This is a genomic window from Pantoea sp. ICBG 1758 (assembly GCF_002928325.1).
Lineage (GTDB): Bacteria > Pseudomonadota > Gammaproteobacteria > Enterobacterales > Enterobacteriaceae > Pantoea > Pantoea eucrina.
In genome coordinates, this window is record NZ_POWL01000001.1 from 707,387 (window position 1) to 720,250 (window position 12,864).

Sequence of the window (12,864 nt, forward strand, 5' to 3'; positions counted from 1 at the left end):
GTTTGTTGCCGGATGGCCCGAGATGAAGAAATCGACGTTCCTCGATCAAAATGAGCCGACCACGCTGCTTGCGCAGATGGTACAGCGTCTGCCGCTTTCCGATACGCACTTTCGTCGTATCAGCCAGCTGATCTATCAGCGCGCGGGTATTGTCCTGGCCGATCATAAGCGTGAGATGGTCTACAACCGCCTGGTTCGCCGGCTGCGGACGCTGAATATCGACGATTTCGGCCGCTATCTGGCGCTGCTTGAACAGGATCCAAACAGCGCAGAGTGGCAGGCGTTTATCAATGCGCTGACCACTAACCTGACCTCGTTTTTTCGCGAAGCGCATCATTTCCCGATCCTGGCAGAACACGCCCGGAAACGCAGCGGCAGCTACAGCGTCTGGAGTACGGCCGCGTCAACCGGCGAAGAGCCCTATTCCATTGCGATGACGCTGGCTGAAACGCTGGGCACCGGACCTGGCAAATTTCAGGTTCACGCCAGCGACATCGACACGCAGGTGCTGGAGAAAGCGGTAGCGGGCGTCTATCGCCAGGAGGAGCTGCGCACGCTGTCGCAATCGCAGCTGCAGCGTTTCTTTCTGCGCGGCACCGGCCCGCATGAAGGCATGGTGCGCGTCCGCCCTGAGCTGGCAGGTATGGTGCACTACTCGCAGCTTAATCTGCTGGCTAATGAGTGGGCGCTGCCTGGCCCGTTTGACGCTATTTTTTGCCGCAACGTAATGATCTACTTCGATAAAGAGACTCAGGAAAAAATCCTGCGCCGTTTTGTTCCGCTGCTGAAGCCGGGCGGAGTGCTGTTTGCCGGGCATTCAGAAAACTTCAGCCAGATCAGCAAAGAGTTCTGGCTGCGCGGGCAGACCGTGTATGGGCTGACTAAGGAAAGACGATGAGCAAAATCACCGTGATGTGCGTGGATGACTCGGCGCTGATGCGCCAGCTGATGACGGAGATCATCAACAGCCATCCCGATATGGAGATGGTTGCGACGGCACCGGACCCGCTGGTAGCGCGGGATTTAATCAAACAGTACAACCCGCAGGTGCTGACGCTGGATGTTGAGATGCCGCGTATGGATGGCCTCGACTTTCTGGAAAAACTGATGCGTCTGCGGCCGATGCCGGTGGTGATGGTCTCCTCTCTCACCGGTAAGGGTTCGGAAGTCACGCTGCGCGCGCTGGAGCTGGGCGCGGTGGATTTTGTCACGAAACCGCAGCTGGGGATCCGCGAGGGCATGCTGGCTTACAGCCAGATGATCGCCGACAAAATTCGCGGCGCGGCGCGGGCGAAGCTGCATACACGCACCGTGTCGCCGGCGCCGGTCACGCTGAAAGCGGGTCCGCTGCTCAGCAGTGAAAAGCTGATTGCGATCGGCTCGTCCACCGGCGGTACGGAAGCGATCCGCCATGTACTGCAGCCGCTGCCGGCGACCAGTCCGGCGCTGCTTATCACGCAGCATATGCCGCCGGGATTTACCCGCTCGTTTGCCGAGCGGCTGAACAAGCTCTGCCAGATCACCGTGAAAGAGGCGGAGGATGGCGAACGTATTCTGCCGGGTCACGCCTATATCGCGCCAGGCGCAATGCATATGGAGCTGGGGCGTAGCGGAGCGAACTACGTTGTAAAACTTAATGATGGCCCGCCGGTTAACCGGCACAAACCCTCTGTGGATGTGCTGTTTCGCTCGGTGGCCGTCAATGCAGGACGAAATGCAGTGGGCGTCATTCTGACCGGGATGGGAAATGACGGCGCGGCCGGGATGCTGGAAATGCATCGCGCAGGCGCCTGGACCATCGCGCAGGATGAAGCCAGCTGTGTGGTATTTGGCATGCCGCGCGAAGCAATAGCGATGGGCGGCACCAGTGAAGTGGTCGATCTGGGCCACATCAGCCAGCATATGCTGGCAAAAATTAGCGCCGGACAGGCATTGCGAATTTAACGAGCCCGTCCTGCCGGACGAGACAACACAGGAGTAGATATGGCTGATAAAAATATGCGCTTTTTGGTAGTGGACGACTTTAACACCATGCGTCGCATCGTCCGCAACCTGCTGAAAGAGCTGGGTTTCAATAACGTTGAAGAAGCCGAGGATGGCGTTGATGCGCTGAATAAACTGCGCGCAGGCGGCTTCGACTTCGTGGTCTCTGACTGGAACATGCCAAACATGGATGGCCTGCAGCTGCTGCAGACCATTCGCGCCGACGCCACGCTGAGCAAGCTGCCGGTGCTGATGGTGACGGCAGAAGCGAAGAAAGAGAACATTATTGCTGCCGCTCAGGCTGGCGCCAGCGGCTACGTAGTGAAACCTTTCACCGCCGCCACGCTGGAAGAGAAGCTGGGTAAAATATTCGAAAAACTGGGCATGTAAGGAGATGTGATGAGCGACCTTCCGAAATCAACTGAAGAAGCCTCGGCACACGACATTATTGTCCGAATTGGCTCGCTGACGCGTATGCTGCGCGACAGCCTGCGTGAACTCGGGCTGGATCAGGCGATTGCCGAAGCCGCAGAAGCGATCCCGGATGCCCGCGATCGTCTGGATTATGTAGTACAGATGACGGCGCAGGCAGCAGAACGTGCGCTGAACAGCGTGGAAGCGTCACAGCCGCATCAGGATAAGATGGAAGCGGGCGCCACGCAGTTAAAAGGGCGCTGGGATGCGTGGTTTGAAAACCCGATTGAGCTTGCTGATGCGCGCGAGTTGGTTTCGGATACGCGTGAGTTTCTCGCTGAGGTGCCGCAGCATACGTCATTCACCAACAAGCAGCTGCTGGATATTATGATGGCGCAGGATTTTCAGGACCTCACGGGTCAGGTGATCAAGCGCATGATGGATGTCATCCAGGAAATTGAACGGCAGCTGCTGATGGTGCTGCTGGAGAACATGCCAGAGGCAAACGCGGCGGCGCGCAAAGAGGCCACCAGCCTGCTGAACGGCCCGCAGATCCACGCTAATGCCCCTGGCGTGGTCTCCAGTCAGGATCAGGTTGATGATCTGCTGGACAGCTTAGGTTTTTAACCGCAGCGCAGAGACAGGCACCCGGTCTGTCTCTGCACTGCTCTGCCATACGCCCGCACCGCTTTCCGTAAATCCTCCTAAATTGCCTGCAGAATCAGCAGAGTGTGATAAGGTTAGATCTGCCGTTTTGTGATCGCCGTCTACTTTATTACCGAAACGATAGCTGATTTTATGTTGCCACTGCTTATCCGCACACTTCTGCCATTCTGCCTGACTGGCGTAGCGCTGCCTGCGCTGGCGCTGACGACCGCTACCCGCGTGGCTGACGCGCCCTTTACCGATCCCGCTCACTTCCGGCAAATGGCCGATGACCTGCCGGCGCTGGGCTATAACGCTGATAGCGACGTCTTAAGTAAAAAACTGGCGACCATCGCAAAGAGCATCGGCGAAGCGAGCCAGAACGGTGACAGTGAGACGTCGCTCGGGCAGCAGGCGGGGATCTGGGCGTTTAATCACTTTCGCGATGAGGTGGCCACCCGGGTGGCGGATGAAGGGCAGCTGCTGCTGTCGCCCTACGGGCAGGCGCAGATTGATCTTAATGTCGACATGGAAGGTAACTTCAGCGGCAGCGGGGCGTCGCTGCTGACGCCGTGGGCCGATCGCTATAACTATCTGACCTTCAGCGAGCTGGGCGTGCATCAGACGGATGACGGGCTGATTGGTAATGCTGGCCTGGGTCAGCGCTGGGTGGCGGGCAACTGGCTGCTTGGTTATAACGGATTTGTCGATCGTATGTTCGACAGCGGGCTGCAGCGGGCATCAGTGGGTACGGAGGCCTGGTCTGACTTTTTGCGCTTTTCAGCCAACTACTACACGCCGCTCTCAGGCTGGCGCAACCGCAATCCGTTTCAGCAGCAGCGGCTGGCGCGCGGTTATGACGTTACCACGCGCGGCTATCTGCCGTTTTATCGTCAGCTGGGCGTCTCCGTTAGCTGGCAGCAGTATCTGGGCAACAATGTCGATCTGTTCAACTCCGGCAACACGTATCACAACCCCTCTGCGCTGACGCTGGGCCTCTCCTATACGCCAGTGCCGCTGGTCACCGTTTCCGCCAGCCACAAAACCAGCAGCGAAGGGGAGAGTCAGGATCAGCTCGGGCTGCACCTTAACTACCGGTTCGGCGTGGCGCTCAGCCAGCAGCTCAGCCCGGATAACGTTGCAGCCACCCGTTCGCTGCGCGGCAGCCGCTACGATACGGTGACGCGCAGCTCGACGCCGGTTCTGGCTTTTCGCCAGCGAAAAACCTTCTCTGTTTTTCTCGCCACGCCGCCGTGGCAGTTGAATCCTGGTGAGAGTCTGTCGCTGAAAGTGCAGATCCGCAGCGCGAATCCGGTACGTAAAGTAAGCTGGCAGGGCGACACGCAGGCGCTGAGCCTGACGCCGGGGACCCGGCCTGACGATCCGCAGGGCTGGAGTATTATTATGCCCGCCTGGGACACGTCGCCAGGCGCAACGAATCACTATCGTCTGTCGGTAACGGTTGAAGACAGCAAACAGCAGCGGGTGACGTCAAACTGGATCGATCTTCAGCTGCAGCCGCCGGTAGCACTGGTGCCACAAAACCAGGACAGCTTCGATATCATGGCGCCCTGATCGCCCCCGTGCGCGAAGGCGCTTTTTCGCACCACGATAGCGCGTGCTGCGCTGCCAGCGCGCGCCATCTGCCCTGTTATGGCGAAATATTTGCTGTGCGATCACAAAAGCAACATTTCCTTCCATAAATGCATAAATCCGCTAAATAATTTGCTGCCATTGCGGCGGCGCAACCGTAATATTCACTTTTTATGCAAAATAAGTGAATAGCAGCCTGCCGTAACCCATTGAAATTTCGTCGCTGACTCCGTTTTATGCATTATTCCCTCTGGCTGGCACGCTTGCTGCACCTTATAGTCGGGCTGCTGATTACGCACTCTTAACAATTTTAAAACAATAGCTTCACCCGGGGTGAGGCAGGAGATCCGGCTATGTCACTGCAGGTTACACGTCACGATTTTGATCAATGGATGATGCCGGTCTATGCACCCGCAACCTTTATACCGGTACGGGCTGAAGGATCGCGGTTGTGGGATCAACAGGGCAAAGAGTATATCGATTTTGCTGGCGGGATCGCAGTGAATGCGCTGGGTCATGCACACCCGGCGCTGCAGCAAGCGCTGACAGAGCAGGCGGCAAAGCTGTGGCATACCGGCAATGGCTATACCAACGAGCCGGTATTGCGGCTGGCAAAACAGCTGATTGATGCCACCTTTGCCGACCGCGTTTTCTTCTGCAACTCCGGCGCTGAGGCGAACGAAGCTGCGCTTAAGCTGGCGCGCAAAGTGGCACACGACCGTTTCGGCGATCAAAAAAGCGGCATTGTGGCGTTCACTAACGCTTTTCATGGCCGCACCCTGTTTACGGTGTCGGCTGGCGGCCAGCCCGCCTATTCGCGCGACTTTGCGCCGCTGCCGCCGGCCATTCAGCATGCGCAGTTTAATCACCTGGAATCGGCCGCCGCGCTGATTAACGACAACACCTGCGCCGTGATTGTTGAACCGATTCAGGGCGAGGGCGGCGTCTTACCTGCCGATGCAGCCTTCCTGCGCGGCCTGCGGGAGCTGTGCGACCGCCATCAGGCGCTGCTGATTTTTGATGAAGTGCAGAGCGGTGTGGGACGCACCGGATCGCTTTACGCCTATATGCACTATGGCGTTACGCCGGATGTGCTGAGTACCGCAAAAGCGCTGGGCGGCGGCTTTCCGATTGGTGCCATGCTGACGCGTGAGGATCTGGCGCAGGTAATGGGGGTGGGCACCCACGGTACCACTTATGGCGGTAACCCGCTGGCAGGCGCGGTAGCGGGTAAAGTACTGGAGCTGGTCAACCGGCCCGCTTTCCTCGCTGGCGTGACCGAGCGGCATCAGTGGTTTGTTGATCAGCTTCAGGCGATTAACCAGCGGCTGCCGGTGTTTAAAACTATTCGCGGCCTCGGGCTGCTGATTGGCGCCGTACTCAACGACGATTTCGCCGGAAAAGCCAAACAGTTCAACCTGACGGCCGCCGAAGAGGGCGTCATGGTCCTGATTGCCGGTGCCAGCGTCGTGCGCTTTGCGCCCGCGCTAAACATCAGCCAGGAGGAGGTGCAGCAGGGGCTGGCGCGTTTTGAGCGCGCCTGTGAACGTATTCTCAGAGGAGCCACATCATGATGGTGATCCGCCCGGTTGAACATGATGACCTGGCGCAGCTGCTTCTGCTGGCGGGTAAAACCGGCGGCGGCCTTACCTCGCTGCCGGAAGACAGCGCCACGCTGCAGGCGCGTATTGAGCGTTCACTGCTGACCTGGCAGGGGGCGCTGCCGCGCGCTGAACAGGGTTACGTCTTTGTGCTGGCCGACAGTGACGATAACCGGGCCGTGGGGATCTGCGCGATTGAAGTGGCGGTCGGGTTGCAGGAGCCGTGGTACAACTTCCGGGTTGGCACGCAGGTACACGCCTCCAGAGAGCTGAACGTGTATGCCAGCCTGCCAGTGCTGTCGCTCAGCAACGATCACACCGGCAGCAGCGAACTCTGTACGCTATTTCTCGATCCCGACTACCGCGACGGCAGAAACGGCTATTTACTCTCTAAATCACGCTTTCTTTTTATGGCGAACTTCCGCGATCGCTTTATGCGCAACGTGGTGGCAGAGATGCGCGGCGTCAGCGATGACAGCGGTCATTCCCCTTTCTGGGAGAGCGTGGGCAGCCATTTCTTCTCTATGCCGTTTCGCCAGGCTGATTTTCTCAGCGGTACCGGTCAGAAAGCGTTTATCGCAGAGCTGATGCCGAAACATCCGCTCTATATTCACTATCTCAGCGAGGCAGCGCAGCGCGTCATTGGTGAAGTACACCCGAAAACGGCGCCGGCGCGCGCGGTGCTGGAAGCGGAAGGTTTTCGCTATCAGAACTATGTCGACATCTTTGATGGCGGACCGACGCTGGAGTGTGAAATTGATCGTATCCGGGCCATTCGCAAAAGTACGCTGCTGCCGGCAGGCGCCGGTGACGCGCAGGCGCACTGGCCGCTCTGCCTGGTCGCTAACAGCAACTATCAGCAGTTTCGCGCCACGCTACTGCCGGTGGATATCGCCGCCGGTCACGTCTGCCTCAGTGAGAGCCAGCGTCAGGCGCTGCGCTGTGAATATGGTGATGCGCTACGGGTTGTAACACTCTGCCGTGAGGAGAAACAGGCATGACGCACTTTATTAATAATCAGTGGCTGCGCGGCGACGGTGACCTCTTCACAAAAGCCGATCCGGTCTCAGGCGAACAGCTGTGGCAGGGCAACGCCGCCTCTGCGGCTCAGGTCAGCGCCGCCTGTGCGGCAGCCCGCGCAGCGTTCCCGCACTGGGCGCGCCTGCCGTTCACGGCACGTCAGGCAGGGATTGAAACCTTTGCCGCGCTGCTGGAGCAGCATAAGGTGGAGCTGGCGGAGATCATCTCACAGGAAACCGGCAAGCCGCGCTGGGAGACGCTGACGGAAGTGCAGGCGATGATCAATAAAATTGCCATTTCAGTGAAAGCGTATCACGCCCGTACCGGCGAACAGCAGTCGGGTGAAAGCGCACTGCGCCATCGTCCGCACGGTGTACTGGCGGTATTCGGGCCCTATAATTTTCCGGGGCATCTGCCAAATGGCCACATTGTGCCCGCGCTACTGGCAGGAAACTGCGTGGTGTTTAAGCCGAGCGAGCTGACGCCGCTGACCGCGGAACGCACCGTGCAGCTCTGGCAGCAGGCAGCGCTCCCGGCGGGGGTCATCAATATGGTGCAGGGCGGACGGGAAAGCGGCCAGGCGCTGGCACAGGCAGAGCAGATTGATGGCGTCCTGTTTACCGGCAGCGCGGCTACCGGGTATCACCTGCACCGGCAGTTTGCCGGCCAGCCGGAGAAGATGCTCGCGCTGGAGATGGGTGGCAATAATGCGCTGATTGTGGAAGATCCGGCGGATATTGATGGCGCCGTACATATCGCCATCCAGTCAGCTTTTATTTCTGCCGGGCAGCGCTGCACCTGCGCACGTCGCCTGCTGGTAAAACGTGGCGCGGCGGGCGACGCGTTTCTGCAGCGGCTGGTGGCCGTCAGCGCCCGGCTGCAGCCCGCAGCGTGGAATGCTGAGCCACAGCCATTTATGGGCAGCGTCATTTCGCCTGCGGCGGCCGGACAGATCTATCAGGCGTGGCAGCAGCGCGTGGCGCTGGGCGGTGAAGTGCTGCTGAATATGCAGTGGCCGGATCGCCAGCGCGCACTTATTACGCCAGGCATTATCGATATGACCCATGTAAGTGCGCTGCCGGATGAGGAGGTGTTCGGACCGCTGCTGCAAATCATCCGTTATGACGACTACAGCGAGGCGATTACGCTGGCTAACGCCACGCGCTATGGCCTCTCATGCGGTCTGATCTCACCGCAGCGGGCGCAGTTTGATCAGCTGCTGCTGGAGGCGCGCGCCGGTATCGTCAACTGGAACAAGCCGCTTACCGGTGCGGCCAGCACCGCGCCGTTTGGCGGCATTGGCGCCTCCGGCAACCACCGCGCCAGCGCCTGGTACGCTGCGGATTACTGCGCCTGGCCGATGGCAACCCTGGAGAGCAGCAGTCTGGCCCTGCCCGATACGCTCTCGCCGGGTCTCGATTTCTCTGCTCAGGGAGCGCGCCATGAACGCAGCTGAAGTCAATTTTGATGGACTGGTTGGCCTGACGCACCACTACGCGGGCCTCTCATTTGGTAATGAGGCGTCAACCCGCAATCAGCTGCAGCCCTCTAATCCCAGACTGGCGGTGCTGCAGGGACTGCGCAAAATGAAAGCGCTGGCCGATCTCGGCTATCTGCAGGGCGTGATCCCGCCGCACGAGCGACCTAATTTGCCGCTGCTGCGCCAGCTCGGTTTTTACGGCAGTGACGCGCAGGTGCTGGCGCGCGCTGCGCAGCAGGCGCCGCAGCTGCTCTCAGCCGCCAGTTCAGCCTCGGCGATGTGGGTTGCCAACGCGGCCACCGTATCGCCCTCGGCAGACAGCGGTGACGGACGCGTTCATTTTACCGTTGCCAATCTGAATAATAAGTTTCACCGGTCCATTGAAGCACCGGAAACGGCTGATCTGCTGCGGGCGATCTTCCGCGACCCGCAGCGTTTCTGCGTGCATGACGCGCTGCCTCAGGTGGCGCTGTTTGGTGACGAAGGGGCCGCGAATCATAATCGCTTCGGAGCGCGCTACGGCGACGCCGGCCTGCAGCTGTTCGTCTATGGGCGCGAAGGGCAGCACGCCGGCATCACGCCGGAACGCTATCCGGCGCGCCAGACGCTGGAAGCGAGCAGAGCGGTCGCGCGTCTGCATCAGCTTGACGAGGCGCGCACGCTCTTCGTGCAGCAGAACCCGGCGGTGATCGATCAGGGCGTTTTCCATAACGACGTGATTGCCGTCAGTAATCAGCAGGTGCTGTTCTGTCACGAAGAGGCTTTCGTCAATCAGCCTGCATTGCTGGAGCAGCTGGCAGAGCGGGTGCCGGGGTTTACCGCCATCGTGGTGCCGCGCGCGCGCGTATCCGTCAGCGACGCGGTGGCGACCTATCTCTTCAACAGTCAGCTGCTGCAGCACCCCGATGGCGGTATGCGGCTGATACTGCCCGAAGAGGCACGGCAGCATCCGGGCGTCTGGGCTTATCTGACGGAGCTGGCAGAGAGCGGCGGACCGATTCGGGAGCTCACGGTATTCGATCTGCGTGAAAGCATGTGCAACGGCGGCGGGCCAGCCTGCCTGCGCCTGCGGGTCGTGTTGACGGCAGAAGAGCAGCGGGCGGTCAACCCGGCGGTAATGATGAACGAGCAGCTGTTTACGCAGCTCAGCCAGTGGGCAGAACGCCACTATCGCGACTATCTCACGCAGGCGGATTTAGCCGATCCGGCGCTGCTGCAGGAGGGGCGTGACGCTCTGGATGCGCTGACGCAGCTGCTGAAGCTGGGCAGCGTCTACGCCTTTCAGCGCTGAGGCTGAGGCAGGATTAAGGAGAAAATATGCGCAGTTTTTTACAGCAGACGCTGGCGGGCACGCCGCCTGCCGTCACGCAGGGCGAGACAGCTTATCTGCGCTGGCAGTGGCAGGCGGAAGGGATCCTCTCGCTGACGCCGCTGACGCACTGCGACCGGGCGCTGGTGCTGTCAGCCGGGATCCACGGCAATGAAACCGCGCCGGTGGAGATAGTGGAGCAGCTGCTGGCGCCGCTACTTAGCGGAGAAAAACCGCTGGCGGTGCGGCTGCTGGTGATACTGGGTAATCCGGCGGCGCTGCGCAGCGGCCGTCGCTATCAGCAGTACGATCTCAACCGGCTGTTTGGTGGCCGCTGGCAGCGGGTCAGTGAAACCAGTGAGGCACAGCGCGCCCTGCAGCTGGAACAGGTGATGGAGCGATTCTGGCGCAGCTGCCACAGGCAGACGTCGCGCTGGCATCTTGATCTGCATACCGCTATTCGTGGCTCTTATTATCCACGCTTTGCCGTTATGCCCGCGAACGCGCGACCGTGGCCGGATACGTTTATGCAGTGGCTGGCCGCAGCTGAGCTGGAGGCGCTGGTTTTTCATCGTGCGCCGGGCGGCACCTTCACCCACTATAGTTGTGAGCATCATCATGCGGCGAGTTCGACGCTGGAACTGGGTAAGGCGCTGCCGTTTGGTGAAAATGATCTCACGCAGTTCAGGGCAGTGCAGCGGGCACTCGCTGCGCTGCTGGAGGGCGAAACATGGCCGCAGCCGCATACGCAGCCGCGGCGCTATCACGTTTCACAACAAATCACCCGTCAGGGAGAGGGATTTACGCTGCATATGAGCGCGGACACGCTGAATTTCACCGCGTTTCCCCAGGGCACGCTGCTGGCAGAAGAGGGCGACACGCGCTATTACGTACAGCAGGCGCGGGAATATGTACTGTTTCCCAATCCGCAGGTGGCGCCGGGATTACGCGCCGGGCTGATGCTGACGGAAGAGAACGCACAGATGCCGGCGCATTAAACGGCCGCAGCATGGCTGACGCCTGATGGCGTCAGCCATGCTGATAGCGATCGCTTAACATTTTGCTTTCCCGGCGCGGGCAAACTCATTACACTCCTCCTTAATTCCTGCCATTTTCCCGCTATTGTCATACTTTTTTGCATTTTCTCACGTAATTCTTCGCAATCTCTCCACGATCGCACGATATCTATCTTCTATGCTTTCAGGGCTTTACTCAGGTTCTGAGTAGTTGACGTTCAGCGTCGTATGCTTGTTTCCGAAGACGCGACACAGGCTGTCGTCATATAACTGACAAGAAAGGACAATATTATGCGTAAACTGACTTCTGTTTTTCTGGCTACCGCAATGGCACTGGGTGCCGCCAATATCGTCCACGCTGCGGCCGATAACCTGACGCCACCGCCGGCCGGCACTGAAAAGCCGATGCATAAGCCGATGCGTCATCACGGTATGGAGATGTTTAAAGGCATTACTCTGACCGATGCGCAGAAAACACAGATCCGCACCATCATGCAGGATGGTCATAAAGAGATGCAGCGCCCGTCGCCGGAGGCGCGCCGCGCGAACCATGCCATTATTGCCGCCGACAGCTTCGATCGCAGCAAAGCGGAAGCACAGGCTGAGAAAATGACCGCAAACGCCAAAGAGAATGCGGTACGCATGATGGAAACCCAGAACAAAATCTACAATGTGCTCACGCCGGAACAGAAAAAGCAGTACAACGCCAATTTCGAAACGCGCCTGACGGAAAAAGCGCCACACGATGGTAAAATGCCACCACCGCCTGCTGACGGTGAGTAAACACACACCGTGATCGATCCGGATTAAGACCGCCGGCGCTGTTCAGGGCAGAGTACCGCCCTGAACAGCGTCGGCGGTTTTTTTTATAGCTCTATCAGCGGGAACTCGCCGGAAAGCAGCGGACGGCAGAGAATTTTATAGCCGTCGTGATCAAACCCCTGGCGCGCGCGCTGCAGCTGGCGCGCTTCCGCTTCAGTGGCAACAGAACCCAGCCAGAACCAGTGATCGATCACATGGATTTGTGTCATCTCAGCGCCGCGCTCCACCATGCCAACCGGGCCTTCCCACGGCCAGCACACCACGCGAAAGCGTTCCAGCCCCTCGCGGAGCCGCTGCTGGTGCGCTTCAACACTCTCTTTTCCGCAGCAGGCGCCGGCACAGCGCTTCAGTGCTGCGCGAAAGCAGCCGCGCCCTGGCCGCAGGCTCTCCAGCCCAAGCAGGCCGTGACAGAGCTGCAGCTCATCGGCCATGCTTTTAAGCTTCTCCAGCGCGGCAAAACGGCTGCGAAACAGCCCGTAGAGATCGGGTGAACGAGAGAAATCGACATCTTTTGCATAGACCACTTCCGGCGCGCCTTCTCCCAGCTGAAGTGAGCAGAGCTGACGATTTTTGCGCAGGCGCTTATTAAATAACGGCTGCTGCGTTTTAATCATCTGTGCTTCCAGCAGCTGCGCGCCAATATCGCCGGCGGTGGGGATCCAGCTTACGCGCCGCGCCTGACGCAGCATGCTCGCTTCATCCGTGGTGCGAAAATGCGCCATCACCCGGCTGCGCAAATTAATGCTTTTGCCGATATAAAGAGGCAGATTTTCACTCTCGCCGTGAAAGGTATAGACGCCGGGCACTTTAGGCAGCCCTTCAAGCCACTGGCGCAGGTGTTCGGGATATTGATAGATTGCCGCCGCGTCAAAGTCGAGGCGATGGCTGGTTGCTCGTCTGACCAAAGAATGCTCCGCTTACTGGTTTTGTATACAGTGTATCAGCGTGCTGCTTTTATCGCCAGTGGCAAGCGAGGCGCGA

Annotated in this window: 12 protein-coding genes; 11 read left to right on the forward strand and 1 reads right to left on the reverse strand. The window is 59.3% G+C overall.

Annotation, left to right across the window (positions count from 1 at the left end; translation table 11 throughout):
- The first annotated feature begins 22 nt into the window (after positions 1 to 22).
- The 11 genes from cheR (at position 23) to spy (ending at position 11,844) form a co-directional block, all read left to right on the forward strand.
- On the forward strand, positions 23 to 898 hold the full coding sequence (gene cheR, locus C1Y41_RS03450; protein ID WP_039384010.1) for a protein-glutamate O-methyltransferase CheR: 876 nt from the start codon (positions 23 to 25) through the stop codon (positions 896 to 898).
- A complete protein-coding gene (locus C1Y41_RS03455; protein WP_039384011.1) occupies positions 895 to 1,944 on the forward strand; it encodes a chemotaxis response regulator protein-glutamate methylesterase in 1,050 nt (349 codons plus the stop codon). The genes cheR and C1Y41_RS03455 overlap by 4 nt, the downstream gene beginning before the upstream one ends.
- Before the next feature lie 39 nt (positions 1,945 to 1,983).
- Positions 1,984 to 2,373 carry a chemotaxis response regulator CheY gene (cheY, locus tag C1Y41_RS03460; protein WP_039384013.1) on the forward strand — a complete coding sequence of 130 codons (390 nt, stop codon included), beginning with the start codon at positions 1,984 to 1,986 and terminating at the stop codon, positions 2,371 to 2,373.
- 9 nt (positions 2,374 to 2,382) lie between these two features.
- Positions 2,383 to 3,024, forward strand: a complete 642-nt coding sequence (gene cheZ / locus C1Y41_RS03465; RefSeq protein WP_039384014.1) for a protein phosphatase CheZ — start codon at positions 2,383 to 2,385, stop codon at positions 3,022 to 3,024.
- Positions 3,025 to 3,195: 171 nt separating this feature from the next.
- Positions 3,196 to 4,617, forward strand: a complete 1,422-nt coding sequence (locus C1Y41_RS03470) for a YchO/YchP family invasin (protein ID WP_104085332.1) — start codon at positions 3,196 to 3,198, stop codon at positions 4,615 to 4,617.
- A gap of 371 nt (positions 4,618 to 4,988) precedes the next feature.
- On the forward strand, positions 4,989 to 6,209 hold the full coding sequence (locus C1Y41_RS03475) for an aspartate aminotransferase family protein (protein ID WP_104084792.1): 1,221 nt from the start codon (positions 4,989 to 4,991) through the stop codon (positions 6,207 to 6,209).
- Positions 6,206 to 7,237 carry an arginine N-succinyltransferase gene (gene astA / locus C1Y41_RS03480; protein WP_039384017.1) on the forward strand — a complete coding sequence of 344 codons (1,032 nt, stop codon included), beginning with the start codon at positions 6,206 to 6,208 and terminating at the stop codon, positions 7,235 to 7,237. The genes C1Y41_RS03475 and astA overlap by 4 nt, the downstream gene beginning before the upstream one ends.
- Positions 7,234 to 8,712, forward strand: coding sequence for a succinylglutamate-semialdehyde dehydrogenase (astD, locus tag C1Y41_RS03485; protein ID WP_104084793.1), 1,479 nt, complete (start codon positions 7,234 to 7,236; stop codon positions 8,710 to 8,712). Before astA ends, astD begins: the two co-directional genes overlap by 4 nt.
- Positions 8,699 to 10,027, forward strand: a complete 1,329-nt coding sequence (astB, locus tag C1Y41_RS03490) for an N-succinylarginine dihydrolase (protein ID WP_039384020.1) — start codon at positions 8,699 to 8,701, stop codon at positions 10,025 to 10,027. Before astD ends, astB begins: the two co-directional genes overlap by 14 nt.
- 26 nt (positions 10,028 to 10,053) lie before the next feature.
- Positions 10,054 to 11,043 (forward strand): succinylglutamate desuccinylase, encoded by a 990-nt coding sequence (gene astE / locus C1Y41_RS03495; protein ID WP_104084794.1) that lies wholly within the window; start codon positions 10,054 to 10,056, stop codon positions 11,041 to 11,043.
- Positions 11,044 to 11,352: 309 nt separating this feature from the next.
- Positions 11,353 to 11,844: an ATP-independent periplasmic protein-refolding chaperone Spy gene (gene spy, locus C1Y41_RS03500; protein WP_039384024.1), complete on the forward strand. Its 492-nt coding sequence runs from the start codon at positions 11,353 to 11,355 to the stop codon at positions 11,842 to 11,844.
- A gap of 83 nt (positions 11,845 to 11,927) precedes the next feature.
- Here spy and cho read toward each other — a convergent pair whose 3' ends face one another.
- Positions 11,928 to 12,788 (reverse strand): excinuclease Cho, encoded by an 861-nt coding sequence (cho, locus tag C1Y41_RS03505; RefSeq protein ID WP_039384025.1) that lies wholly within the window; start codon positions 12,786 to 12,788, stop codon positions 11,928 to 11,930.
- Positions 12,789 to 12,864: the final 76 nt, after the last annotated feature.

Bases quoted from the DNA above. Each gene is read 5' to 3' on its own strand.
- astB (WP_039384020.1), top strand. From the start codon at position 8,699: ATGAACGCAGCTGAAGTCAATTTTGATGGACTGGTTGGCCTGACGCAC.
- astE (WP_104084794.1), top strand. From the start codon at position 10,054: ATGCGCAGTTTTTTACAGCAGACGCTGGCGGGCACGCCGCCTGCCGTC.
- cheZ (WP_039384014.1), top strand. From the start codon at position 2,383: ATGAGCGACCTTCCGAAATCAACTGAAGAAGCCTCGGCACACGACATT.
- spy (WP_039384024.1), top strand. From the start codon at position 11,353: ATGCGTAAACTGACTTCTGTTTTTCTGGCTACCGCAATGGCACTGGGT.
- astA (WP_039384017.1), top strand. From the start codon at position 6,206: ATGATGGTGATCCGCCCGGTTGAACATGATGACCTGGCGCAGCTGCTT.
- cheR (WP_039384010.1), top strand. From the start codon at position 23: ATGAAGAAATCGACGTTCCTCGATCAAAATGAGCCGACCACGCTGCTT.
- C1Y41_RS03455 (WP_039384011.1), top strand. From the start codon at position 895: ATGAGCAAAATCACCGTGATGTGCGTGGATGACTCGGCGCTGATGCGC.
- C1Y41_RS03475 (WP_104084792.1), top strand. From the start codon at position 4,989: ATGTCACTGCAGGTTACACGTCACGATTTTGATCAATGGATGATGCCG.
- astD (WP_104084793.1), top strand. From the start codon at position 7,234: ATGACGCACTTTATTAATAATCAGTGGCTGCGCGGCGACGGTGACCTC.
- C1Y41_RS03470 (WP_104085332.1), top strand. From the start codon at position 3,196: ATGTTGCCACTGCTTATCCGCACACTTCTGCCATTCTGCCTGACTGGC.
- cheY (WP_039384013.1), top strand. From the start codon at position 1,984: ATGGCTGATAAAAATATGCGCTTTTTGGTAGTGGACGACTTTAACACC.